This is a genomic window from Labrys wisconsinensis (genome assembly GCF_030814995.1).
Classification (GTDB): domain Bacteria; phylum Pseudomonadota; class Alphaproteobacteria; order Rhizobiales; family Labraceae; genus Labrys; species Labrys wisconsinensis.
The window spans coordinates 250,463-274,795 of record NZ_JAUSVX010000006.1 but is presented as its reverse complement, the minus strand read 5'-3'; the positions used below and the strand labels follow the sequence as shown (position 1 = coordinate 274,795).

The 24,333-nt window shown below is 70.0% G+C and carries 24 protein-coding genes; 7 read left to right on the top strand and 17 right to left on the bottom strand.

The features are described 5' to 3' along the window. Positions 1-8: 8 nt before the first annotated feature. The 8 genes from tsaA to QO011_RS18085 form a co-directional block, all read right to left on the bottom strand. Entirely contained in the window at positions 9-509 is a 501-nt protein-coding gene (gene tsaA / locus QO011_RS18120) for a tRNA (N6-threonylcarbamoyladenosine(37)-N6)-methyltransferase TrmO (RefSeq protein WP_307274729.1), read from the bottom strand. A gap of 2 nt (positions 510-511) precedes the next feature. Continuing rightward, positions 512-718: a TOBE domain-containing protein gene (locus tag QO011_RS18115; protein WP_307274727.1), complete on the bottom strand. Its 207-nt coding sequence runs from the start codon at positions 716-718 to the stop codon at positions 512-514. A gap of 15 nt (positions 719-733) precedes the next feature. Beyond that, complete coding sequence (modA, locus tag QO011_RS18110; RefSeq protein WP_307274725.1) at positions 734-1,507, bottom strand: molybdate ABC transporter substrate-binding protein; 774 nt, start codon at positions 1,505-1,507, stop codon at positions 734-736. An 82-nt stretch (positions 1,508-1,589) separates the two neighbouring features. Further along, positions 1,590-1,961 carry a winged helix-turn-helix domain-containing protein gene (locus QO011_RS18105; protein ID WP_307274723.1) on the bottom strand — a complete coding sequence of 124 codons (372 nt, stop codon included), beginning with the start codon at positions 1,959-1,961 and terminating at the stop codon, positions 1,590-1,592. 170 nt (positions 1,962-2,131) lie between these two features. Next, positions 2,132-3,580 (bottom strand): aldehyde dehydrogenase family protein, encoded by a 1,449-nt coding sequence (locus tag QO011_RS18100; RefSeq protein WP_307274945.1) that lies wholly within the window; start codon positions 3,578-3,580, stop codon positions 2,132-2,134. Positions 3,581-3,851: 271 nt separating this feature from the next. Beyond that, positions 3,852-5,282, bottom strand: coding sequence for an aldehyde dehydrogenase family protein (locus QO011_RS18095; protein WP_307274721.1), 1,431 nt, complete (start codon positions 5,280-5,282; stop codon positions 3,852-3,854). Between the two features lie 198 nt (positions 5,283-5,480). After that, positions 5,481-5,987: a hypothetical protein gene (locus tag QO011_RS18090; protein WP_307274719.1), complete on the bottom strand. Its 507-nt coding sequence runs from the start codon at positions 5,985-5,987 to the stop codon at positions 5,481-5,483. Positions 5,988-6,095: 108 nt separating this feature from the next. After that, the gene (locus tag QO011_RS18085; protein WP_307274717.1) at positions 6,096-7,070 is read right to left on the bottom strand and encodes an L-threonylcarbamoyladenylate synthase; all 975 of its coding nucleotides are present in this window, start codon (positions 7,068-7,070) and stop codon (positions 6,096-6,098) included. Between the two features lie 244 nt (positions 7,071-7,314). Here QO011_RS18085 and QO011_RS18080 point away from each other — a divergent pair, with 244 nt between their 5' ends. The 3 genes from QO011_RS18080 (at position 7,315) to QO011_RS18070 (ending at position 11,066) form a co-directional block, all read left to right on the top strand. After that, positions 7,315-9,102, top strand: a complete 1,788-nt coding sequence (locus QO011_RS18080; protein WP_307274715.1) for an acyl-CoA dehydrogenase family protein — start codon at positions 7,315-7,317, stop codon at positions 9,100-9,102. 60 nt (positions 9,103-9,162) lie between these two features. Beyond that, positions 9,163-10,032: an SDR family oxidoreductase gene (locus QO011_RS18075; protein ID WP_307274713.1), complete on the top strand. Its 870-nt coding sequence runs from the start codon at positions 9,163-9,165 to the stop codon at positions 10,030-10,032. 98 nt (positions 10,033-10,130) lie between these two features. Continuing rightward, a complete protein-coding gene (locus QO011_RS18070; protein ID WP_307274711.1) occupies positions 10,131-11,066 on the top strand; it encodes a histone deacetylase family protein in 936 nt (311 codons plus the stop codon). 25 nt (positions 11,067-11,091) lie between these two features. Here the strand turns inward: QO011_RS18070 and QO011_RS18065 are convergent, their stop codons facing one another. The 3 genes from QO011_RS18065 to QO011_RS18055 all read right to left on the bottom strand — a co-directional run bounded on the left by QO011_RS18065 (position 11,092) and on the right by QO011_RS18055 (position 14,268). Further along, the gene (locus QO011_RS18065; protein WP_307274709.1) at positions 11,092-12,090 is read right to left on the bottom strand and encodes a Gfo/Idh/MocA family oxidoreductase; all 999 of its coding nucleotides are present in this window, start codon (positions 12,088-12,090) and stop codon (positions 11,092-11,094) included. 47 nt (positions 12,091-12,137) lie between these two features. Further along, positions 12,138-13,322, bottom strand: coding sequence for a M24 family metallopeptidase (locus QO011_RS18060; RefSeq protein ID WP_307274707.1), 1,185 nt, complete (start codon positions 13,320-13,322; stop codon positions 12,138-12,140). Positions 13,323-13,479: 157 nt separating this feature from the next. Continuing rightward, positions 13,480-14,268 carry an HpcH/HpaI aldolase family protein gene (locus tag QO011_RS18055; RefSeq protein WP_307274705.1) on the bottom strand — a complete coding sequence of 263 codons (789 nt, stop codon included), beginning with the start codon at positions 14,266-14,268 and terminating at the stop codon, positions 13,480-13,482. A gap of 193 nt (positions 14,269-14,461) precedes the next feature. Here QO011_RS18055 and QO011_RS18050 point away from each other — a divergent pair, with 193 nt between their 5' ends. Continuing rightward, the gene (locus tag QO011_RS18050; protein ID WP_307274702.1) at positions 14,462-15,133 is read left to right on the top strand and encodes a GntR family transcriptional regulator; all 672 of its coding nucleotides are present in this window, start codon (positions 14,462-14,464) and stop codon (positions 15,131-15,133) included. A gap of 12 nt (positions 15,134-15,145) precedes the next feature. On the opposite strand, the gene QO011_RS18045 is transcribed toward QO011_RS18050, so the two are convergent. The 4 genes from QO011_RS18045 to QO011_RS18030 all read right to left on the bottom strand — a co-directional run bounded on the left by QO011_RS18045 (position 15,146) and on the right by QO011_RS18030 (position 19,254). After that, positions 15,146-16,315 carry a Gfo/Idh/MocA family protein gene (locus tag QO011_RS18045; RefSeq protein ID WP_307274700.1) on the bottom strand — a complete coding sequence of 390 codons (1,170 nt, stop codon included), beginning with the start codon at positions 16,313-16,315 and terminating at the stop codon, positions 15,146-15,148. A gap of 30 nt (positions 16,316-16,345) precedes the next feature. Then, on the bottom strand, positions 16,346-17,362 hold the full coding sequence (locus QO011_RS18040; RefSeq protein WP_307274698.1) for an ABC transporter permease: 1,017 nt from the start codon (positions 17,360-17,362) through the stop codon (positions 16,346-16,348). 2 nt (positions 17,363-17,364) lie between these two features. Continuing rightward, positions 17,365-18,141, bottom strand: a complete 777-nt coding sequence (locus QO011_RS18035; protein WP_307274697.1) for an ATP-binding cassette domain-containing protein — start codon at positions 18,139-18,141, stop codon at positions 17,365-17,367. A gap of 90 nt (positions 18,142-18,231) precedes the next feature. Continuing rightward, positions 18,232-19,254 carry a sugar ABC transporter substrate-binding protein gene (locus QO011_RS18030; protein ID WP_307274694.1) on the bottom strand — a complete coding sequence of 341 codons (1,023 nt, stop codon included), beginning with the start codon at positions 19,252-19,254 and terminating at the stop codon, positions 18,232-18,234. Positions 19,255-19,435: 181 nt separating this feature from the next. Here QO011_RS18030 and QO011_RS18025 point away from each other — a divergent pair, with 181 nt between their 5' ends. From QO011_RS18025 to QO011_RS18015, 3 genes are read left to right on the top strand one after another with little or no spacing between them, the layout of a single operon-like run. Continuing rightward, positions 19,436-20,545 carry a Gfo/Idh/MocA family protein gene (locus tag QO011_RS18025; protein WP_307274693.1) on the top strand — a complete coding sequence of 370 codons (1,110 nt, stop codon included), beginning with the start codon at positions 19,436-19,438 and terminating at the stop codon, positions 20,543-20,545. 43 nt (positions 20,546-20,588) lie between these two features. Next, on the top strand, positions 20,589-21,806 hold the full coding sequence (locus tag QO011_RS18020) for a Gfo/Idh/MocA family protein (RefSeq protein WP_307274691.1): 1,218 nt from the start codon (positions 20,589-20,591) through the stop codon (positions 21,804-21,806). Then, on the top strand, positions 21,803-23,014 hold the full coding sequence (locus QO011_RS18015) for a Gfo/Idh/MocA family protein (protein WP_442358306.1): 1,212 nt from the start codon (positions 21,803-21,805) through the stop codon (positions 23,012-23,014). Before QO011_RS18020 ends, QO011_RS18015 begins: the two co-directional genes overlap by 4 nt. 25 nt (positions 23,015-23,039) lie before the next feature. Here the strand turns inward: QO011_RS18015 and QO011_RS18010 are convergent, their stop codons facing one another. Both QO011_RS18010 and QO011_RS18005 read right to left on the bottom strand, forming a co-directional pair. Further along, positions 23,040-23,699, bottom strand: coding sequence for a hypothetical protein (locus tag QO011_RS18010; protein WP_307274689.1), 660 nt, complete (start codon positions 23,697-23,699; stop codon positions 23,040-23,042). A gap of 118 nt (positions 23,700-23,817) precedes the next feature. Beyond that, positions 23,818-24,078, bottom strand: coding sequence for a hypothetical protein (locus QO011_RS18005; protein ID WP_307274686.1), 261 nt, complete (start codon positions 24,076-24,078; stop codon positions 23,818-23,820). Between the last annotated feature and the right edge of the window lie 255 nt (positions 24,079-24,333).

Below are 24,333 nucleotides of genomic sequence, written 5' to 3'. Positions count from 1 at the left end.
GGTCGCCGTCAGACGGCGTCCCCCACCTCGAAGTCGCCGGGCTGCGGTGGGGCGAGCGGGGTGAAGAGGCTGCGGTCGGGCTTGAGGTCGATCAGCGGCGTGCCGTCGAGGCAGTCGAGGCCGCGCACCAGGAGCGTGGCGCCGTCGACGGCGACGAGGCCGACCAAGGAGGTGCCGATCGGGTTCGGGCGCACCGGCGAGCGCAGGGCGAAGGTGCCGCGGGTCGTGCCGTCATTCGCGGGGCTCTGGCGCACGAGATCGCGGCGCGACTCGTGCAGCCAGTAGAGCACCTCCAGACGGCCGAACGCCTGGATCCCGGCCAGCGCCGGGACCCAGGGCTGGAAGATCTCGATGCGGCAGGTCGGGCCGTCGATGCGGCCCTGGCGCGGGCAGTCGAGCCGCGAGCTCCAGGGCGTGCGGATGCGGCCGATGAAGACCAGCCCCGCATCGGTCGGCGCCGGCGGCTCGACCGCGACCTCGCCGGCGCGGATCTCGTTCAGCCGCACCATGCTCAGTCGATCGCGACCATCACGTCGGAGGCCTTGATCACGGCATAGGCGCTCTGGCCGACCTTGAGGTTCAGCGCATCCACCGCCTCGTTGGTGATCGAGGCGGTGATGACGGTGCCGTTGACCTCGAGCTGCACATGCGCCGTGGTCTGGCCCTTGGTGACGGACTTGATGGTGCCCTTGATCTGGTTGCGCGCGCTCAGCTTCACCGTTCTCTCCTCGAATCAACGCTTCAGGAGGACGAAGCCCTGCTTCTCGAAGAACGGCTTGGCCTCGTCGCTGGCGAGGAAGGCGAGGAACTTGCCCGGGGCCTCGCCCTTCGCCTCCTTCGTCAGGGCAAAGGGATAGACGATCGGCTCGTGCGTGTCTTCCGGAAAGGTCGCCACCACCTTCACGCCCGGGTCGGCGTTGGCGTCGGTCTGATAGACGACACCGAGCGCCGCCTCGCCGCGCGAGACGAATTGCAGGGCGGCGCGGACATTGTCGGTCTGGGCGAGCTTCGGCTCTGCCGCCGACCACATGCCGAGCTTGGTCAGGGATTGCTTGGCGTAGATGCCGCAGGGCACGCTGGTCACGGTGCCCGTCGCCCATTTGCCGTCGCCGAGGGCCTTGTCGAAATCGGCGGTCGTCAGCGGCAGGCTCTCGACCTTGGAATCCTTCGGCGCGATCACCACCAGCGCGTTGCCGAGGAGATGGATGCGGCTCTGCTGCTGGATCAGGCCGTGCTTGTCGGCATAGTCCATCCAGTTGGTGTCGGCGGAAGCGAAGAGGTCTGCCGGAGCGCCCTGCTCGATCTGCTTCACCAGGGCTGAGGAAGCGGCATAGCTCGCCTTGATCTCGATGCCGGTCTTGGTCTTGAACGCGGCAGCGGCGTCGTCGAGGGCGTTCTTGAGGCTCGCCGCAGCGAACACCGTCACGGTCTCGGCCGCCCGCGCCGGAGCGGTGAGCGCCAGCGCGACGAAAGCCGCGGAGATCCAGCGGCGACTGACCCTGATCATGGACATTCCGTAATACCTTGTTGGATATAGCGGCGACCATGGCATGGCCGCGACCGGGAGGCAACCGACACCTGACGATCCGTCAGGTGCCACCGGCCGCCTCGGAAGGCGCCAGCAGGGACAGGCAGTGCTCCAGACGCTCGATCTCGCTCGAGGCGCTCGCGCGGACCTTGGTCTCGGCCTCGCGATAGAGGGTGACGACCTTGCTGCCGAGGTCGGTCAGCTCGGCGCCGCCGCCGTTCTTGCCGCCACCCCTGGCGTGCACCAGGGGCTGGGCGAACATGCGGTTGAGCTCGTCGGTGAGCAGCCAGGCGCGCCGATATGCCATGCCGAACTCGCGGCCGGCCGCAGCGATGGAACCGTGCCGGTGGATCGCCTCCAGCAGCGCGATCTTGCCGGGACCGAGGCGGCGGTCCTCGTCGAAATCGAGGCGCAACGTGACACGTGTCGACATGGATCGGTCCACTGGAACGATTCCATATCGTGCGTCCATTCGAGGAAAACGACAACCGGCTTTCAGGGCGCCCGGCCGGCACGCCCGCCGCGTGGGACCCACCCTCTCGACGAGGAAATGGCCGGGGCGCGCCCCGGCCATCGCGTCGAGACTAATGGGACGACGCCGGCTCAGAGCCTGGCCGCGACCGCCTTGGTCTCGGTGTAGTGCTCCATCACTTCCTTGCCCATCTCGCGGCCCCAGCCGGACTGCTTGTAGCCGCCGAAGGGCCAGGCGGGATCGCCGTAATTGTGGGTGTTGATGCACACGGTGCCGGCCCGGATCTTGCGGGCCATGGTGTGCGCCACCTTCAGGTTGCGCGTCCACACGCTCGAGGACAGGCCGTACTCGGTGTCGTTGGCGAACCTGGCCACGGCGTCGAGGTCGTCGTCGTCGAAGGACTGGACGCAGACGACCGGCCCGAAGATCTCCTCGCGGACCACGCGCATGGTGCGGTTGGTCTGCGCCAGCACCGTCGGCTCGACGAAATAGCCCTGGTTGCCATGGACCTTGCCGCCGGTCACGATCTCGGCGCCTTCCTGGCGGCCGGAGTCGAGGAAGCCGGTGACGCGGGTGTGCTGCTCCTGGGAGACGAGCGGCCCGAGGGTGACGCTGGGGTCGAGGCCGTGGCCGAGCTTGAGCTTGCCGGCCTCGGCGGCGACGCCCTCGACGATCCGGTCATAGACCGACTTGTGGGCGAAGAGGCGCGAGCCGGCGGTGCAGCACTGGCCCTGGTTGTAGAAGATGGCGCTCGCCGTGCCGGCGACGGCCAGATCGAGGTCGGCGTCGGGGAAGACGATGGCGGGCGACTTGCCGCCGAGCTCCAGCGACACGCGCTTGAGGTTGCCGGCAGCGGCCCGGACGATGATCTTGCCGACCTCGGTGGAGCCGGTGAAGGCGACCTTGTCGACGTCGGGGTGCAGGGACAGCGCCGCGCCCGCGGTCTCGCCGAAGCCGGTGACGATGTTGAGCACGCCGTCGGGGAAGCCCGCCTCGGTGACCAGCTCGCCCACCCGCAGCGCCGAGAGAGGCGTCTGCTCGGCCGGCTTGAGCACGATGGTGCAGCCCGCCGCCAGCGCCGGCGCCAGCTTCCAGGCCGCCATCATCAGCGGGAAGTTCCACGGAATGATCTGGCCGACCACGCCGACCGGCTCGCGCAGGCTGTAGACGTGCCAGTTGCCGGGGGTGGAGACCTGGATCTGCTCGCCGTTCAGCCGGGTCGCCCAGCCCGCCATGTAGCGGAACATGTCGATCGAGCCCTGCACGTCGTCGCGGCGGGCATTGGTCACCGGCTTGCCGTTGTCGAGGGCCTCGAGCTCGGCCAGCTCGTCGGCGTGCCGCTCCAGGAGGTCGCCGAGCGACCAGACCAGGCGCTGGCGGTCCTTCGGCGAGATCCGCGACCAGGGGCCGGTCTCGAAGGCGCGGCGGGCGGCCGCCACGGCGAGGTCGATGTCGGCCTTGTCGCCGGCCGGCACGTGGGCGATGATCTCGTTGGTGGCTGGATCCTCCACCGAGAAGGTCTCGCCGCTGCGGGCGTCGACCCATTTCCCGTCGATCAGCATCTGATGCTTCTTGGCCATGAAGGCCGTGGCGGCCGAGCCCAGGGCCGGCCTGCGGATCGCAATCGTCATGTCGGGTGCCTCCTCCGTTAATCGTTATATTCGAATGAATATCGCGATGAGGCGGCCCTGCCTAGGGCAAATTTCCGTGACGGGCTGCCGCGGCCCCGGCGCGGACGGGCAGGCCGGAGGCTGGGATCGCCGGGCCTCGCCGCCCGGCAAAAGGGCTCCCGAACGGGGAGCCCAGCTGTCCAGGACCGCCGGGCGGCGGCCCTGCAGGAGGCCCACGGCCTCAGGCGGCGTCGTAGCCGAGGATGCCCTTGATCTCCAGGAAGTCCTCCAGGCCGTATTCGGCATATTCGCGGCCGTTGCCCGACTGCTTGTAGCCGCCGAACGGCATGCCGGCGTCCCAGGCGGGATAGTTGATGTGCACGTTGCCGGTGCGCATGCGGGCCGCCACGTCCCGCGCCTTGCGGATATCCTTGGTCTGGATGTAGGAGGCCAGGCCGTAGACGGTGTCGTTGGCCTGATCGACCGCCTGCTCGACGCTGTCATAGGGCAGGATCGACAGCACCGGCCCGAAGATCTCCTCGCGGGCGATGCGCATGTCCGGCCTGACGTCGGCAAAGACGGTGGGGCGGACGTAATAGCCGCGGTTGAGGTCGGCCGGCCGGCCCGGCCCGCCCGTCACCAGCCGCGCGCCCTCGGCGATGCCGCTCTCGATCAGGTCCTGGATCTTGTCGTACTGGATCTGGCTGACCACGGGCCCGAGATTGGTGCCCGAAGCGTCGGCCGCGCCGACGACATAGGTCTCGGCCGCGGCCTTGGCATGCTCCGCCGCCTCGTCGTGCCGGTCGCGCGGCACGAACATGCGCGTCGGCGCGTTGCAGGACTGGCCGCTGTTGCCGAAGCAGCCCGCCACGCCCTTGCGCACGGCGACGGCGAGGTCGACGTCCGGGAACAGGATGTTGGCCGACTTGCCGCCGAGCTCCTGGTGGACGCGCTTGACCGTGTCGGCGGCAGCCTTGGCCACCAGGATGCCGGCCCGGGTCGAGCCGGTGAAGGACATCATGTCGACATCGGGATGGCTGGCGAGCGCCTGGCCGACGGTCGGCCCGTCGCCGTTGACGAGGTTGAACACGCCCTTGGGCACGCCCGCCTCGTCGAGGATCTCGGCGAAGATGATCGCGTCGAGCGGCGCGATCTCGCTCGGCTTCAGCACCATGGTGCAGCCGGCGGCGAGCGCCGGACCGACCTTGCAGGTGATCTGGTTCAGCGGCCAGTTCCAGGGCGTGATCAGGCCGACCACGCCGATCGGCTCCTTGACCACCAGCGAGGAGCCCTTGACGTGCTCGAACTCGAAGCTCTCCAGCACCTGGACGATCTTTTCCAGATGAGCGAGGCCGATGCCGACCTGGCTCTCCAGGGCGAACTGGCGCGGGGCGCCCATCTCGCGCGACACGGCGAGGGCGAGGTCGTGGCGCCGCTTCTTGTAGACCTCGACGATGCGGCGCAGCAGTTCCAGCCGCTCGGCCCGGCTGGTGAAGCCGAACGTGGCGAAGGCCCGCCGGGCCGCCGCCACCGCCTTGTCGACGTCGGCCTTGGAGCCGAGCGAGATGCGGGCGAAGGCGTCCTCGTTCGACGGATCGATCACGTCGAGCACGCTCGGAGCGATCGGGTCCACCCAGGCCCCGTCAATGTAGAACTGCAGATCGTGCGACATCGGCTCCTCCTCGTGCCTTCCCCCCCAAGGCACGCCCGCGCCGACCCTGCGGCTCCGGACATTCCATCGGGCTATCGGAATGTACGAAGCAATATGACGATGCCGGCGGCTTGGCTAGTCTCGAAACGCCGGGACGGCGGATCGACGCGCCGCCGACGGCGCCGGGAGCGCCGCCGAGCCCATGCCGGCGACCGCGGCTCAGGTCGCCGGGCCGACCGCCACGTTGATCTGCTCGGCCTTGGCCCCGCTGATCTGCAGGACCGCCGGTCCGGCCTTCAGCTTGAAGCGCACGCTCTTGCGCAGGCCCGGGCAGTTCTTCTGGCCGCTGAAGGCGCTCGACTTCACCTTGACGCCGTCCTGCACCACGTCGACCCAGGCTTCGTCCGACAGCGTCACCTGGTAGATGCCGTCCTGGCCGACGTCGCCGATGGCGAGGGTGGCGCCGAAGCTGCCGGCGGCGGGCTTGCGGTCCGGCGCGGGATCGAAGGACACCTTGTCGACGGGCTGCAGCTTGAGCGTCAGCGCGCCCTCGGGCTTCGGCGTCGAGTCGCCCGACGAGACCGAGGGATGGGCCGCCGCCAGCCACGCCTGCTCGCGGGCGAGCGGCCATTTGAAGGCGGAGCAGCCGCCCTCCTCCGCGGCCAGCACCGGGCCGGCGGGGACGAGCAGGCAAACGAGAAGACAGGCGGTGCGGATGCGGTTCATGGCGTCGGTCTCTCCGGTTGGCCGGCGGATCATAGCGATGTTCCCGTTATGTTCAACAGCGAATGCAACCGGAAGCCGGCGCGGATGAGCCGCACGCCGGCGCCGCCCCTATCGCTGCGCCGCCGCCCGGGCCAGGCGGTCGCGGATCGCCTCGCCCAGGCCCTCGGCCGGGATGGCGGCGACGGCGATGGTGGCGGTGCCGGCGAGGTCGAGCGCGCGCAGCATGCCGAACAGGTTGGCGGCCGCCTCTGCGAGATCGCCGGAGGGGCTGAGGTTGCGGGCAACCGCCGGCGTGCCTTCGGGGGCGGCGGGGCCGAAGCCGAGCCAGGCCTCTCCGGGACGCACCGTGCGGGCGTCGAGCCGAACCCGCGCCCGCGGCGCATAGTGCGAAGCCAGCATGCCGGGGGCGAGCGGCGCGTCGTTCTCCGCCTCCGCCGCACCCTCCGGGCCTTCCGCCAGCGGGTGGCCGAGCACGGCTTCGATCGCGGCGCGCGTCACCCCGCCCGGGCGCAGCAGGGCGACACGGCCATCCAGGCAGGCGAGGATGGTGGATTCGACGCCGACATCGGTCGGGCCGCCGTCGACGATGGCGTCGATGCGGCCGTCGAGGTCGGCGGCGACATGGGCGGCGGCGGTCGGGCTGACATGGCCGGAGCGGTTGGCCGAGGGCGCGGCCACCGGCCGATCGACCGCGGCCAGGATGGCGCGGGCGACGGGGTGGGACGGCACGCGCAGCGCCAGGCTGTCGAGCCCGGCGGTGGCGATGTCGCTGACGATCGAGCCCGGCGCCTTCGGCACCACCAGGGTCAGCGGGCCGGGCCAGAAGGCGCGCGCCAGCCGCTGCGCATCGGCGGAGAACAGGCCATGGCGCCGCGCCGCCTCGAGCCCGGTGACATGGGCGATGAGCGGGTTGAAGCTCGGCCGGCCCTTGGCGGCATAGATGCCGGCCACGGCGCGGCCGTTGGTGGCGTCGGCGCCGAGGCCGTAGACGGTCTCGGTGGGAAAGGCGACGAGGCCGCCCTCGGCCAGGATCGCCGCCGCGCGGGCGATGGCCGCGGGCGCGGCGTCGAGGTGGAGCGTCATGGGAGGGGTCCCCGACGCCCTGCCGCAATGCACGCCGGCGCGGTGCCGCGCAGCGATGCCGGCCGGCCGACGCCGCGCCCCCTCGTCTCGATCCTGCCGTCCATGGCGCCCATTGCGCCTGCCCGGCCGGCCCGTCAAGAGGCGCGGGGTCGCGGTGGCGCGAAACTGCATCGGACGATTGCTCCCGCGCCCGCATTCCGCCAAGGTCGCGCCGATCTTTCGCCCGACTCGAAACGGAACCGCCATGAGCTATCGCGCGCCCATCGCCGACATCGCCTTCTCCCTGCGCCATGTCGCCGGCCTCGACGCCCTGGCCGCGGACGGGCTGTTCCCGGATGCGAGCGCCGACACGGTCGATGCCATCCTGGAGGAGGCCGGGCGCTTCGCCACCGACAAGCTCGCGCCGCTGCGCCGCGTCGGGGACACGGCGGGGGTGACGTTCGCGGACGGCAAGGTCACGACCGCGCCCGGCTGGCGCGAGGCCTACGAGGCCTGGACCGAAGGCGGTTGGAACGCCCTCGCCGCCCCGGCCGAGCTCGGCGGCCAGGGCCTGCCGCTGCTGCTCAACGCCGCCTGCGCGGAGATGTGGAACGGCGCCTCCCTCGCCTTCGGCCTGGCGCCGCTCCTGACCATGGGCGCGGTGGAGGCGCTGACGACGCACGCTTCCGAGACGCTGCGCAAGACCTATCTGGACAAGCTGGTCAAGGGAACATGGACCGGCACGATGAACCTCACCGAGCCGCAGGCGGGCTCCGACCTCGGGGCGCTGCGCGCCCGCGCCGAGCGCCGGGAGGACGGCAGCTACCGGATCACCGGCACCAAGATCTTCATCACCTATGGCGAGCATGACCTCACCGACAACATCGTCCACCTCGTGCTGGCCCGCCTGCCGGATGCGCCGGCCGGCACGCGCGGCATCTCGCTGTTCCTGGTGCCGAAGCTCCTGGTGAACGAGGACGGGAGCCTCGGCGAGCGCAACGACGTCGCCTGCGCCGGCGTCGAGCGCAAGCTCGGCATCCACGGCTCGCCGACCTGCACCATGACCTATGGCGACAAGGGCGGGGCCACCGGCTGGCTGATCGGCGAGGAGCACAAGGGCCTCGCCTGCATGTTCACGATGATGAACAACGCGCGCCTGCAGGTCGGCCTGCAGGGCGTGGCCGCGGCCGAGGGCGCCTATCAGCAGGCCTTGTCCTATGCGCGCGAGCGGCGCCAGGGCAAGGCGCCGGGCTGGACCGGCGAGGGCATGAGCCCGATCGTCGAGCATCCCGACGTGCGGCGCATGCTGCTGGAGATGCGGGCCAAGACCGTGGCGGCGCGGGGCCTGTGCTACCAGGTGGCCGAGGCGCTCGACCGGGCGCGCACCGGCGCGGACGAGGCGGCCCGGCAGGCGGCGCAGCATCGGGCCGCGCTGCTCACGCCGGTGGCCAAGGCCTTCGCCACCGACATCGCCAACGAGGTCGCCTCGCTCGGCGTGCAGGTGCACGGCGGCGCCGGCTTCATCGAGGAGACCGGCGCGGCGCAATGGATGCGCGATGCCCGCATCACCGCCATCTACGAAGGCACCAACGGCATCCAGGCGATCGACCTTGCCATGCGCAAGCTGTCGCTGGAGGACGGCGCGGTGGTGCGCCGGACCATCGGCGAGCTGCGCCAGTCGCTGGCGACCATCGCCCGCACCAACCATCTCTCCGCCGCGGTGCTGCGGCCGCTGGCCTCGGCGGTCGACGCGCTGGAGAGCACGACGGAGTGGATGCTGCACGCGGCGAGCTCCCGCCCGGCCGACGCGCTCGCCAGCGCCACGCCCTATCTCCGGCTGTTCGCCGTGGCGGCCGGCGGCGTCGCCCTGGCGCGCGAGGCCGAAGCCGCGGCGCGGGCCCAGGCGGAGGGGGCGGAGGACGCCGCCCATACCCTGCGCGTCGACACCGCCCGCTTCTTCGCCGGCCAGATCGCCGCCGGCGCCACGGGCCTGGCCGCCAGCGTGATGGAGGGGGCGGATGCGCTTGGGGCGGGGTTCGGCGCGGCTGCCTGAGCCGCGCCGACGCCCAGCCTTTCGTGTAAGAAGCCTCAGCACCACCATCGCGGATCCGCCATGTCGCTCGCCCACAAGACCCTGTTCATCACCGGCGCCTCGCGGGGGATCGGCCTCGCCATCGCCCTCCGGGCGGCCAGGGACGGCGCCAACATCGCCATCGCCGCCAAGACCGACACGCCGCACCCCAAGCTCGAGGGCACGATCCATTCCGCCGCCGAGGCGATCGAGCGGGCGGGCGGCAGGGCGCTGCCGCTGGTGGTCGACGTGCGCGACGAGGAGACCGTCAAGAAGGCCCTGGACCAGACGGCGCAGGCCTTCGGCGGCATCGACATCGTGGTCAACAACGCCTCCGCCATCTCGATGACCAAGGCGGCCGACACCGAGATGAAGCGCTTCGACCTGATGCACCAGATCAATGCGCGCGGCACCTTCCTGGTCTCCAAGCTGGCGATCCCCCATCTCCTCGCCGCGCCCAACCCGCACATCCTGATGCTGTCGCCGCCGCTCGACATGCAGGAAAAGTGGTTCGCGCCGCACACCGCCTATTCCATGGCCAAGTTCGGCATGAGCCTGGTGGTGCTGGGCCTGGCCGGCGAATTGCGCGGCAAGGTCGCGGTCAACGCGCTGTGGCCGCGCACCACCATCGCCACGGCGGCGATCCGGAACGTCCTCGGGGGCGAAGCGCTGATGCGCCGCTCGCGCAAGCCCGAGATCATCGCCGACGCGGCCTGGCGCATCTTCGGCAAGCCCGCGGCCTTCTCCGGGAACTTTCTGATCGACGACACATTTCTGGCACGCGAAGGCGTTACCGACTTCGAGCAGTACCGGGTCGATCCGAGCCAGATGCTGGCGCCCGATTTCTTCGTGCCCGACGACAGCGTGCCGCCGCCGGGCGTCGTCCTCGGCGAGGGCATGGACGCCGGGTGAGCCGCGCGGCTCGGGCGCCCGTCCGGGCCGATCCGATCCGCCGTTGGCCGCTGCGGCGGCAAGTCGTCCACGAGCCCGATGCCAGCGCAGGATTCCGCATGACCACGCTGCTCGTCTCCCACCCCGCCTATACCAGGCACGAGACCCCGCGCGGGCATCCCGAGCGGATCGACCGCATCCTGGCGGTGGAGCAGACCCTGGCGGACCCCGCCTTCGACGATCTCCTGCGGCTGGAGGCGCCCGAGGCGCCGCTCGAGGCGATCATCCGCTGCCATCCCCGCGCCCATGTCGAGGCGCTGCGCCGGCTCAACCCGCACGACGACGAGGGCTTCGTCGCCATCGATTCCGACACGGCGATGTCGCCCGGCACCTTCGCCGCCGCCCTGCACGCGGCGGGCGGCGCCATGCTGGCGGTCGACACGGTCATGGCCGGCCGGGCGAAGAACGCCTTCTCCGCCTCCCGCCCGCCCGGCCACCATGCCGAGCCGGCACGCGCCATGGGCTTCTGCTTCTTCAACAATGCCGCCATCGCCGCCCGCCACGCCCAGGCCGCCCACGGGCTGGAGCGCGTGGCGATCATGGATTTCGACGTGCATCACGGCAACGGCACCCAGGCGATCTTCTGGACCGATCCGAGCGTGCTCTACGCCTCGACCCACGAGATGCCGCTCTATCCCGGCACCGGCGCCCGCAGCGAGACGGGCGAAGCCGGCACCATCGTCAACGCGCCGCTCAGGGCCGGCGACGGCGGCGAAGCCTTCCGCGCCGCCATGGAGGCGGTGGTGCTGCCGCGGCTCCTGGCCTTCGCGCCCGACCTCGTCATCGTCTCGGCCGGCTTCGACGCGCATCGGCGCGATCCCCTGGCCAACCTCAACCTGGTCGAGGCCGACTATGCCTGGGCCACCGAGCAGCTGATGGCGGCGGCCGAGAAGACGGCACGCGGGCGCCTGGTCTCGGTGCTGGAGGGCGGCTACGACCTCACGGCGCTGGCCGGATCGACCGCGGTGCACGTGGGCACGCTGATGGACGGTTAGGCGGGAGATCGCCCACGCCGGCGCGTCAGGTCTCGAAGCGGACGCGTCCCGGCGCGCCCGACCGGGCCGCGTCCGTGATCGCATCGGCGATGGCCTGGATGGCAACGGCGTGCGCCGCATTCAGCATGGGCGGCCGCTTCTCCTCCAGGCACGTCACGAAGGCATCGAGCTCCGCCGCATAGGAGGCGGCGTAGCGCTCCAGGAAGGAGTGCTCGAACGTCGGCCCGACAATGCCGGCCCGGCCCCATTGCTCGACATGGCCGACCGGATGGTTGCCGGTCCGCAGCAACCCTTCCGAGCCATGGACCTCGATGCGCTGGTCGAAGCCGAAGGTGGTCCGGCGCGACAGGGTTTGCGTCATGATCACGCCCGAGCGGGTCTTCATGATCACCGCCGCGGTGTCGAAGTCGTTCGCCCGTGTGAAGGCGTCCGAGACATGCACCGCGCCGGTCGCCCAGATCTCCACGGGCGGCTCGCCGGCCAGGAAGAGCGCCAGGTCGATGTCGTGGATCATCATGTCGCGGAAGAGACCTCCCGATGTCGGGATGAACCCATCGGGTGGCGGTTCCGGGTCCTTGCCGATCAGGCTGATCAGCTCGACTCGTCCGATCGCGCCGCGTCTCAGCCGCGCCGCGAGATCCACCACCGTCGGATCGAATCGCTTGTTGAGGGCGATCATGAACGGCGTGCCGCACGCGGCGACGGCCGCGGCGCACGCTTTGGCCGAGTCGAGGTCCAGGGACAGCGGCTTCTCACACAGCACCGCCTTGCCGGCACGGGCGGCGGCGATTGCCTGCCCGGCATGGTGGACGGTCGGCGAGGCGATGACGACCGCGTCGATGGTGTCGTCGGACAGCAGCTCCTCCAGGCCGCTCGCCCGGCACCCCGTCTTCTCGGCGACGCGCGCCGCACGGGCTGCGTCCGGATCCGATACGGCAGCGAGGACGGCGCGGGGATGGGCGTCGATGTTGCGGGCATGGATCGCGCCGATCCGGCCGAGCCCCACCAGGCCGAAACGGATCATGCGTTCCTCTCCAGCCTCTGTCCCCGTGCCCGGCTCCCGCCCGGCGCTCAAGCCAGGCCGCGGTTCCAGCCGCGGCCATGGTCGCCATAGGCCTCCCACGCCTCGGCGGTGACGGCCACCGTGTCCTCGAGCTTGATGAAACCCCGGCGCGGGTGCAGCAGCGTCGTCTCGATCGAGATCACCATGCCCGCTTCGAGCGGCCGGCCGGCGTGGTAGGCGGGATAGGGCACCGAGCAGCGGTCGGTCAGCCACGGCGCCTCGTGGCTGACGATGCCCATGCCATGGGCCACGAAGCTCAACGCCTCGCGATGGGCGGAGCGCGCGACGAGGGCTTCCGGTTCGACGTAGATCTCGCGGCCGAGCGCGCCGGGTCGGATCGGTCGTCGGGCGGCCTGCTGGATCGCCTCGACCTCCCCGAGCAAATCCTCGAGCTCCCGGTCGGGCTCGCCCAGCACGCCCATGCGGCAGAGATCGCCGATATAGCCGCGCTCGTTCCCGCCGGAGTCGAGCGCCAGCACGTCGCCCTTCTGCCAGACCTGGTCCGACGGGGCGCGGTTGAAGCTCCGGCCCATGGTGACGAGGGCATATTCGAACGTCAGGCCCCGGGCCTGTTCCTCCCGCCGCAGCGCGTCGACGAGCGCGCGCTTGGTGACGCCCGGTCCATGGCCGGCGAAGACCGCCAGGATGGAATCGATCACCTTTTCCGAGGCGGCGCGCAGTATCCCCAGCTCACGCGGCGACTTGATCGCCCGCAGCAGCTCGAGCGTGAAGGTCGCGTCGACGATGGCGGCGTCGGGCAGCGCCGCCTCGAGAACGCGGTAGGCGTCGACCGGCAGGAACCCGACCTCGACGCCGATCCGGCCTCCGGTGCGCCCCGCCGCCCGCAGATGCTCGGCCGCGGACGCGGCCGATCGCTTCGTCGTCATGTTGTCGAAGCTGAGCGAGGACACCCAGAACTTGCCGTGCTCCTGCTCGTAGACCTCCATCGGGCTGCCGACATAGGCCGCCAGATCGATCCGGCCGCGGACATAGACGAAGAACGGCAGGTATCGGCTGAGGCCGTGAGCATCCATGTAGTCGTAGAAGAAGTAACGATAGCCGCCGAGGAGGTACTGGATGGCGTGCTTCGACGTGACGAGGAGAACGTCGAGGTCTGCCTCCTCCATCAGCCGGTCCAATCGGGTCGCATCGAAGGGCGGGCGCCCGAGTTCGTTCTCGCTGGTGATGTCCATGTCTGCCTGCCGGGATAGTCGAGGCCCGCACTCGGGCGATCCGATGTCGATGCGGCTAAAGCGTTTTGCGATTTGGCGGACTCGCCAAGCATCGCAAAGACGCGTCGAAACAAGGAGAGAGAGCAAAGCAGCGTTTCCGTCCAAACGCTGCTTTGCTCTAAGGGGCGTCGACGAGCTGCCGGCCGCTGCGGGCGAAGTGCAATTCCTCCATCAGCGCTCCCGTCGCCTTGCGCAGCAGGCCCGCATCGTTCATGACCGTCATCAGGTCGCAGCCGAGCGCCACCATGTCGCGGGCGAAGGCGACGTCGGGACAGAAGGTGCCGACCCGCAGGCCGTGCCCGTGCGCCACGGCCGCGATGCGGCCCACCTCCCGGACGACCCGCGGCGAGAGCGGGCTTGCGACCTCTCCCTCCAGCGTCATGGACAGGTCGCTCGGCCCGATATAGAGGCCGCTGAGCCCCTCGACCGACGCGATCGCGTCGAGGTTGGCCAAGGCCGTCTCGGTTTCGATCATGGCCCAGGACAGCACCGTCTCGTTGGCCCGGGCGGCATAGTCGCCGCCGCCATAGAGCAGGCCGCGCGCCGGGCCGAAGCTGCGCTTGCCCAGCGGGGGGTAGCGGACCGCCTGGACGAAGGCTTCGCAGGCCTCCCGCGTGTCGATCATCGGGCAGATGACCCCATAGGCGCCCATGTCCAGCACCTTCTGGATGAGCCAGGCGGCATTCTCAGGCACGCGCACCAGCGGCACGGCATCGGTCGTCGAGATGGCCTGCAGCATCGCCAGCGCCGTCTCGAAATCGAACATCCCGTGCTGCAGGTCGACCGTGACCGCGTCATAGGGCAGATGCGCCAGGACTTCGGCGCTGTAGCTCGACCCGATCGAAAGCCAGGCGTTCAGCGCGTAACGTCCTTCGTTCCAGACGGCGCGCAGACCGTTCGTGCGCATTCTGCTCCCCCTCGGCAAGGCTGACTTTGCGGGAGGCCGCCGCCGCAGGTCGCGCTGCGGCGCCATTCCCTCGCACGGAGAGTATCGGCGATCCAGATTTTGTCAATCATATTGTTAACAATAATGGCAACACAAATGTGGTGCGCGATGTGCTAGGACTTGAGTCGGAGCCGTTTCCGGTGCGAGCGTCGACATGCAGACAGACCAGATCTTGAGCGCCATCGAGGAGGACATCGTGTTCGGCGTCCTCCCGCCGCAGTCGCGCCTGGTGGAGGAGCGCCTGGCGGAACGCTTCGAGGCCAAGCGGCACACGATCCGCGAGGTCTTCGCGATCTTGGAGGATCTCGGCCTCGTCGTGCGCGTCCCCAACAAGGGAGCGGTCGTGACCGAGCTGACGCCGGCCGAGGTGCGGGACATCTACGACGTGCGGGAGATCCTCGAAACCAGCGCGGCCCTGCGCACGCGCCTGCCGGCGCCGGCGGCGGTGATCGAGGCGATGACCGGGATCCAGGAGCGGCATGCCGCGGCCGTCGCGAACGAGGACTTCCGGTCGGTCTTCCATCTGAACATCGACTTCCACCGCGAGCAATATTCGGCCTGCGCGAACCGCCAGCTGGTCCAGACGATCGCCGACTACGCGCGCAAGGCGCATCTGATCCGCGCCATCAAATATGGCGACCGGGCCCATATGGCGAAGGTGGTCGCGCAGCACTGGGCGATCATCGACGCGATGAAGGGAAGCGACCACGATCGGCTCGTCCAGCTGATCCGGGACCACCTGCCGGGATCGCCGGAGGAGTACATCCGCAGCTACGAGATCCGTTATGGCCGCCATCCCCGGGAGATGCACGCGGCAGGCGCGTGAGGGGCCTGCCCCTCACAGGGGCTGCCAGCGCGCATCCTCCCGGTTCGAGGCCGCGGCGCCGGCGATCATGCGCATGCCCTCGAGCCCGTCGAAGACCGTCGGCAGATGGGCTGTGAAGGCGGAGGGATCGCCACCCGTGCGCATGGCGACGAGCGCGGACGCAGCCTCGGCGTAGAGGTTGGCGAAGGCCAGAGGATAGCCTTCCGGATGGCCCGGCCGGAAGCGGGCCGAGCGCGCGACGAGGTCGGACGTGCCGTCCTGGCCCGACCGCAGCACCGTCTCCGGCCCGTGCAGCGGGCGCAGCCGGAGATACTCGGCATCCTCCTCCCGCCATTCGAGCGCGGCCGTCTCGCCGTAGATCCGGAGGGACAGGCCGTGCTGGGTGCCGACCGCGACATAGCTCGCCCACAGCCGGCCGACGGCGCCATCGGGGTAGTCGAACGCGAGATAGGCATTGTCGTAGACCTCGCGGCCCGCCGCGAAGGTCTGCATGCGGGCGCAGATGCGGTTCGGCCGCAGCCCGCTGACGTAGCCCATGAGATGGTGCGCATGCGACCCGACCTCGCCGAGGATCGCCTCCGGCCCCATCGAGGCGGCCCGGAAGCGCCAATGCCGCTCCGCCGGGTCGGCCGGCTCGACCGCGACGCCCGGCGCGCCGCCGGCGAATTCGGCCTCGATCATGCGCAGCCGCCCGAGCGCTCCGGATCGCACGAGGTCGCGGGCGTGGCGGACCATGGGGAAGCCGGAATAGCAATGGGTCAGGACGAACAGCCGTCCGGAGGCGGCGACGATGGCGGCCAGCTCTTCCGCCTGCGCCACGGTGCGGGTCATCGGCTTCTCACAGATCACATCGATGCCGGCGGAGAGGAAGGCGACAGCGACCTCCTGATGGATCTGCGGCGGCGTCGCGATGACCACCACGTCGATCCCGTCGGCCCGGGCGGCCTCGCGTCGCGCCATCTCGCGGTAATCGTCGTAGAGCCGGTCGCCGCCGACGAGGAGGGCGGCGGCGGTCCGCCGGGCGACCTCGCGGTCGATCGAGAAGGCGCCGGCCACGAGGTCATAGAAGCCGTCGGCCTGGAAGGCGATGCGATGGGTCTCGCCGATCACCGAGTCGAAACCGCCGCCGACCATGCCCAGGCGCAGGCGCCGGCCGAGCTTTGCCAGGATGTCCGAGTTCATGTCATGCGTCCCTGTCGTGATGAAGCTGCATCAATGGTGGCGGGCGCGGACCTTGGTGCGGCGCTCCTCCTGCGCGACGCGGACCGTGTCGAGGTAGACGGCGCCGATGAGAACGACGCCGACGACGATCTGCTGCAGGAACGGCTCCATGCCGAAGAGGTTCAGCGCGAAGCGGATGGTCGCCATGACCAGCGCGCCGCTGATGGCGCCGAGGACGCTGCCGCGCCCGCCCATCAGGCTGGCTCCGCCGATCACCGAGGCGGCGATGGCGTCGAGCTCGTAGCCGAGGCCGATGCCGGGATGGGCGGAGTCGATGCGCGAGGCGAGGACGATCGCCGCGCAGCCCACCGTAACCCCGCAAGCCATGTAGATCCGGAGCTTCAGCCGCCGCACGTCGACGCCGGCGCGCCGGACGCTCTCCTCGCTCGCTCCCATGGCGAAGGCGTAGCGCCCCATCGGCCGCTGGGTGAAGAGGTAATGCGCCAGGACCGCCACGGTCGCCACGATCCAGATCGGGAAGGGAATGCCGACGAGCTCGCCGTTGCCGATGAAGTCGAACCAGTCGGGGAAGCCGTACATGGCATAGCCGCCGGAGAGCTTCAGGGCCGTCCCCTGCGCGATGCCGAGCATCCCCAGCGTGGCGATGAAGGCCGGAATCCGGCCGTAAGCGACGAGGAAACCGTTGATCGCGCCGCCGGCCACGCCGAACAGCACCGCGATCATCATGCTCAGGGGCATCGGCACGCCGAAGGTGAGGGTCGAGAAAGCCATGACCACCATCGACAGCGACATCATCGTCCCGACCGACAGCTCGATGCCGCCGGACACGATCACCAGGGTCTGGCCGATGGCGAGCAGCGCGTTGACCGAGGCCTGCAGGCCGATGGTCATCAGGTTCGCGCTGGTGAGGAAGCTCGGCCGGATCGCGGTGACGGCCAGGATGATGGTCGCGAGCAGCAGGAGCGGGCCGACCCGGTCGAACAGGCGCCAGAACGGCGCCGACAGGCCGCCGCTCTCGGCCCATTTGCTGGAAAGCGCGTTGGACATTGCTACACCCGAACCTGGAGGGATGCCGGCGCGGAGGGCTTGATCTCGCCGGTGATGATCATGTTGGCCAGCTCGTCCTTGCCGACGGCCGCGGTCGAGGCTTCCCCGATCTTGCGGCCATTCTTCATCACGACGCAGCGGTCGCAGACGTCCATGACGTCGTGCAGGTTGTGGGTGATGTAGATCACCGCCATGCCGCGGTCGCGCAGCTGCCGGACGAGGCCGAGCACCTTGCGCGTCTGCGCGACGCCGAGGGCGGCGGTGGGCTCGTCCATGATGATGATCCGGCAATCGGCGTTGACGGCCCTGGCGATCGCCACGGACTGGCGCTGGCCGCCGGAGAGGTCCCTGACCTTGCAGTCCACGCTCGGCAGGTCGACGGCGAGGTCGCGGAGAAGCTCGCTCGCCCGCCGGCGCATCCGCGCCGTGTCGAAGAAGGACAAGCCGGGCAGGACGGACCGGCGCAGTTCCCGCCCGAGGAACAGGTTGGCCACGACATCGAGGTTGTCGCACAGGGCCAGGTCCTGGAACAGGGTCTGGATGCCGGCGTCGAGCGCGTCCCGGGGCGAGGCGAAGGCGACCTTCTCGCCGGCGAGGAGGATCTCGCCGCTTTCCGCGACATAGGTGCCGGAGATGACCTTGATCAGGGTCGACTTGCCGGCGCCGTTGTCGCCGAGCAGCGCCACGACCTCGCCGGCGTTGAAATCGACGGATACGTCGTCGAGGGCGAAGAGCGCCCCGAACTGCTTGCTGATGTGACGAAGCGACAGGAGAGACATTCACGGGTCCCGATGCGTTGAGGACGAGGCGAGCGGCTTGAACCAAGCCCGGGCCGATCCGCCCGGCCCGGCCGGTCCGCCGGCGCCGGGTCAAGCCTTCTCCACGCCGATCTCCTTGGCGTAGGCGTCGACGTTCTCGGGCGTCACCAGCATCATGCCGGAGTCGATCCGCCTGGGAATGTCGGCCGGCGTCTTCTCCCCCCGCATGAGCTGGGCGAGGATCTCGACCGCCTTGCTGCCCATGATGTCGGGACGCTGGGCGACGGTGCCGGAAAATTTCCCCGCCCAGATCTGCCGGACCGCCTCGGCGACGCCGTCGAAGCCGACGATCCTGACGTCGGAGAACTTCCTGGCCTGCGCCGCATCGCCGCTCGCCTGCGCCTTCTTCGCCGCGCGGTCGAGCACCTGGCGTGCGCCCACCCCCATCATGTCGGACGCGGCGAAGATGAGGTCGAGGTCCTTGTGGCCGGCAATGATGGCCTCCGTCGCTTCCACGCCGCCCGGCAGCGTCCAGTGGCCGCCGATCGAGCTCACCAGCTCGATGCCCGGATACTTGCCGATGCCCTCGTGGAACCCCTGCGTCCGCTGCGCGGCAGTCTCCCCGCCCGGCTCGCCCTCGAGCATCGCCACGATGCCCTTCTCGCCGATCAGCCTGGCGCTGTAATCGGCACCGACGCCTGCGGCCTTGACGTTGTCGGTCTGGATCACCGTGACGAAGTCGTCGCCGTCCGTCCGGCTGTCGACGAGCACCACGTAGAGGCCGGCCTGCCTGGCCTTGCGCACCACGTTGCCGAGTCCCCGGGCCACGGTGGCCGCCAGCACGATGCCGCCGAACTCGCCGCGGGCGATCAACGCCTCGATGATGTTGATCTGGTCCTGGACGGCGACGTCGCTGCTCGAGGCGAACCGTTCGATCGGGATGCCGAGCCTGGCCGCCGCCTGCTCGGCCGCCTCGGCGATCTTGATCTGGAACACGTCGTTGATCAGCGTCTTCGGCAGGACGGCGATCTTCTTGACGGCCGCCCCGGCGGACGAAGCCGATCCGAGGGCGAGCGCGGCGCCCGCCCCGAGCATCGCGATGCCGGCCTGACGACGCGTGAACCTGGCAGTCATGTGCCTTCCTCCCCTGGTGATTGGTTTGCCCTGATCGGAACGGAGGCACGGTAGGGTCTTGTTATCATGATTGTCAACAATATAGTTGACAGAGTGCGGATGCCTTGCGATCGTGCGATCATCACAGGGACGGGACGCCGGCAGGCCGTGCTGCCGCACCGGCGCGCAACAGGGCGGGACGATGATCAGGATCGGATTGATCGGCGCGGGCTTCATCGGCCAGATGCACGCGCTCACCTTTCGCACCGCATCGATGACGAGCTGGACTCCCGGCATCGACGTCCGCCTGACGGTGCTCGCCGACCAGGATCCGACACTGGCGGCCGGGATCCGGGCTCGCTACGGCTTCGAGCGCATGACCACGGACTGGCGGGAGGCGGCGGACGCTGCCGACGTCGACCTCCTGATCAATGCGGGGCCCAACCATCTTCACGCCGAACCGTCGGTGGCCGCCGCCCGGTCGGGCAAGGCGGTCCTGTGCGAGAAGCCGCTCGCCGGCTCGGCGGACGAAGCCTATGCGCTGTGGAAGACCCTCGAGGCATCGGGCGCGACCGCGATGTGCGCCTTCATGCACCGCTCGATCCCGGCCCTCAATCTCGCGCGCGACATGATCCGTGCCGGGGAGCTCGGCGAGATCCGGCATTTCCGCTCACGCTTCCTGCTCAACATGATCACCGGCGAGCCCCTCTCCTGGCGCTTCAGCCGGTCGGAGGCCGGCCTGGGCGCGCTGGGCGACCTCGGCTCCCATCACATCGACCAGGCCCGTTTCCTCGTCGGCGAGGTCGTCTCGGTCGCGGCGATGACGAGCACCTGGACCGGCGATCCCGCCGGCCGTGTCACCGACGTCAACGACGATGCCTTCGTCTGCGTCGGCCGGCTCGAGAACGGCGCCAGCGCCTCGTTCGAGGCCTCGCGCGTCGCCGCCGCCCACAACCTCGGCGGCTCCATCGAGGTCGACGGCACCAGGGCCTCGATCGCCTTCCACATGGAGCGGCTGAACGAGCTCGTCGTCCTCGAGCCCGGGCGAGGGCCGCGGACCCAGCTCGTCACCCAGGCCGGCCATCCCTACAGCGATTTCTGGCTGCCGATCGGCATCCAGGGCCAGCACCCCCTCGGCTGGAACGAATGCTTCGCCCACCAGGCCCGGCACATGCTGGAAGCGGCCGCCTGCGGCAAGCCGGTCGCGCCGCGTGCGACCTTCGAGGACGGCTACCGCGTCGCCGAGATCGTCGAGACGATCGCCCGCTCCGCCCGGTCGCGGACCTTCGAGACCGTGACATTCCGAAGCTGACGGCATCGAGGCCTCGCCGGACACCGCCGCAGGGAAAGAGACCATGACCAGGATCCGCGTCGGGCTCGTCGGCGCCAGCGGCTGGATGGGCAGGACGCATGCCCTGCTCCTCGCCGCACAGCACGTCGTCTTCGGGCCGGAGCCCTCGGTGTCGCTGGAGATGGTCGCCGACGCGACGCCCGAGCTGGCCGCCGATGCGGCCCGGGCCTGCGGCGTCGCAAGATCGACCGGCGACTGGCGGGAGCTCGTGGCGAGCCCCGACGTCGACGTCGTGGACGTCGTCACGCCGAACCACCTGCATCACACCATCGCCCTCGCCGCCATCGCGGCGGGCAAGCACGTCTATTGCGAGAAGCCGCTGGCGATGAACAGCCGGCAAAGCTTTGCCATGGCACAGGCCGCCGGGCGCCGCGGCGTCGTGACGCTCGTCGGCTACAACTACCCCGTCAACCCGATCCACCGCGTTGCCCGCGAGATCATCGCCGCCGGTGACATCGGCGAGGTGGTCAACGTGCGGTTCTCCAAGAATGTCGACTACATGTCGGACCCGCAGGCGCCGTTCGTCTGGCGCCACGACAGGTCGATCGCCGGGAGCGGCACGCTCGGCGACACCGTCTCCCACCTGCTCTCCATGCTGCAATACCTCATTGGCGATGTCGCCGAGGTCATGGGCCATGTCCGCATCGTTCATGGCGAGCGCCCGCTGGTGCCGGGCGCGGCGATCGGACGACAGGCGGGACCCGCGACTGCGCTGCGCAAGGTGGAGACCGACGACGAGGTGCTCGTCCTTCTCAAGCTCGCCGGCGGAGCAACGGGCACGATGGATGCGAGCCGCGTCGCCACGGGCCGGCGCATGGAATTCGCCTATGTCGTCACCGGGACCCGCGGATCGCTGGCCTGGAGCATCGATCGGCTGAACACGCTCGAATTCTACTCCGCCGCCGACCGGCCGGGCCGGCAGGGCTTCCGCCGGATCGAGGCCGCGCCCGAGCATGCCGGCTATGGCGCCTTCTACCCCGTGGCGAATATCGGCATGGGCTACAATGACCAGAAGATGATCGAGATCAGGACCCTCATCGAGGCCGTCGCGGCGGGAAGGACCGATGCCTGGCCGAATTTCGCCGACGCCCATCGCATCCAATGTACGCTCGATGCGATCGCCGCGTCCTCGCTCGAGAGGCGCTGGGTGCGGGTGTCCGAGATCGCCGAGCGGTGCGAGACCACGTCCTCGCCCGTCGGGACGGAAGGGTCCGCTTCGTGACCGGCCCGTCCGGCAGGCCCGAGCAGGCGGGTGGCGCCATGCCGAACCGCCGCCTGCGCCTCGGCATGGTCGGCGGCGGCCGCGGCGCCTTCATCGGCGCGGTCCATGCCCTGGCGGCACGCATGGACAACCGCTTCGAGCTCGTCGCCGGTTGCCTTTCCTCCGATCCGGCACGCGCCCGGGCCTCGGCCCAGGACTGGTTCATCGCGCCGGACCGGACCTATGACGATTTCCAGACGATGGCGCAGGCCGAGGCCGCCAGGGCCGACGGCATCGATGCCGTGGCCATCGTGACGCCCAACGACACCCACCATGCCATCTGCCGGGCCTTCCTGGATCGGAAGATCGACATCGTCTGCGACAAGCCGCTGACCACGACCCTCGACGATGCGCTCGACCTCGTGGCGCAGGTGCGGCGGACCGGCCTCGTCTTCGTCCTGACCCACACCTATTCGGGCTTCCCGATGGTGCGGCAGGCCCGCGCCATGGTCGCGGCCGGAGAGCTCGGCGCCATCCGGCTCGTCCACGTCGAATTCCTGCAGGATTGGCTCGCCGCGCCGCTGGAGGACCAGGGCGACAAGCAGGCGCTCTGGCGCACCGATCCGCAGCGCGCCGGGCCGGGCGGCTGCATCGCGGACATCGGCACGCATGCCCTGCATCTCGCACGCTACGTCACCGGCCTGGAGGTGGAAGCGGTGGCGGCGCAGTTGCGCAGCTTCCTGCCCGGCCGCCGCCTCGACGACAATGCGCAGCTGCTGATGCGTCTCACCGGTGGCGCGGAAGGAACGCTGCTGGCAAGCCAGGTCGCCCATGGCAATGAATGCGGCCTGCGCCTGCGCGTCTATGGCGAGCGGGGCGGCCTGGCCTGGGACCAGGAGCGGCCCAACCACTTGTGCTGGGCTCCCGCCGGCTGCGCTGCGCAGACGCTCTCGCGCGGCGACGCCTCGCTCAGCGCCGCAGCCCGGCGGGCCACGCGGCTGCCGCGCGGGCTGACCGAGGGCTATCTGGAGGCCTTCGGCAACATCTATGCCGACGCGGCCGGGGCGATCCTCTCCCGCCGGCAGGGCGGGCGGCCGGACCTGGAGGACATCGGGCTGCCCGGCGTGGTCGACGGCGCCATCGGCATCGCCTTCGTCGAAGCCGCCCTGCGCTCGCAGCAAGACCGCGGCGCATGGGTCGAGATCAGTCTCGCTGCCGGCCGGATCTAGACGGGCCGGCCAGCCGGCGCTGCCCTCAGTCGCCGTCCTCGAAATAGTGCCAGGTGCCGTCCGGGCCGATGCCGGCGCGGTAGAAGGAATAGACGCCCTTGTCCTGCATGTCCTGGAAGTCGCCGGCGGTGATCAGCCGGAACAATTCGACCATCTGCGGGCCGGTGAGCTTGTCGAGCTTGTAGCGGGCGAAATAGGGCCAGACATACATTTCCTGCGGCGTGCCGACGTCGACATGGACATAGCCCGCCTCCATCACGTCGAGCAGGATGGCGAGGATCTCCCGCCCCTTGTCGTCGCCGGACAGGAGCTTCAGCGTCGCGATCGGGTCGTCGCTGTCGCCGCCGGAAAGGGACGGCGGCGTCTCGCCGGATTCGAGCACCGGGCGCAACGCCTCGAGATCGCCGGTCTTGCAGGCGGCGATGATGCGCCGGCGGAGCTCCTTGACCTTGTCCGGCAGGCCGTCCTCGCCGTAGAACACCTGCGGCGTGCCATGGTCGGCCGGCTCGTCGGCGGATGCGTCCGGGGCCGGCGTCGCGGGCGCGGCCACCGGCGGCTTGGCGTCGGCCGGAGGCGCAGCCGCGCCCGGGGCGGCCTGGGGCTGAGCGCCCACTTCGCCCGCCGCGAAGGCGGGGGCGGCAAGGAGCATCACCAGGGCGGCGGAGAAGGCGACGCGGCGGAGCATGGGCGGCCAATCACTCGGGTAGCGGATCGGGCCGGACCTTAGCGGCGGAGTTGGGCACTTGCGAGGCCGCCGCCGCCAATCCTTGCGAGGCGTGGCATTCCCGCCACGCCGGGCGGCGCTATTGCGCCATGCCGCGCAGCGTGAACTCGCCGTTGCGCACGCGCTCGGGCAGCTTCTGGGCGAAGTCCGCGACCTGCTCCTCGCCATAGGTGGCGACGAGCTCCTTGAAGGCCGTGAACAGCGCGGCATGGGCGACGCAGGCCCCGTCGATGCCGTCCAGGATCGCGTCCTCCCAGGCCTGCAGCAGATGGTCGAGCGCGGCGTGCCGCTCGTCCTCGGCGGCCAGGCGATCGTGCAGGGCGTCGATATTCTCAAACATATGCCATTCCACGCGAAGGCCCGCGCCGCCACCTCGAAGGGCCGTGCCGACCCGACACGCGCGTTCCCCCCGATTCCGAACCGATGCAGACCCCCGGTACCGAGCCCCTGCTTCGGGAAACCATACCATGCCCGCCGGCCGCGGGGAGACGAATCGTTCACCAAGATTAACAGGATAGTTAAAAAACCAGTGATCGTGGCAGGGATGCGTCAACCAATTCGGCCGCGCCCCGGCCCGGCCGCGCCGGCGATTCTC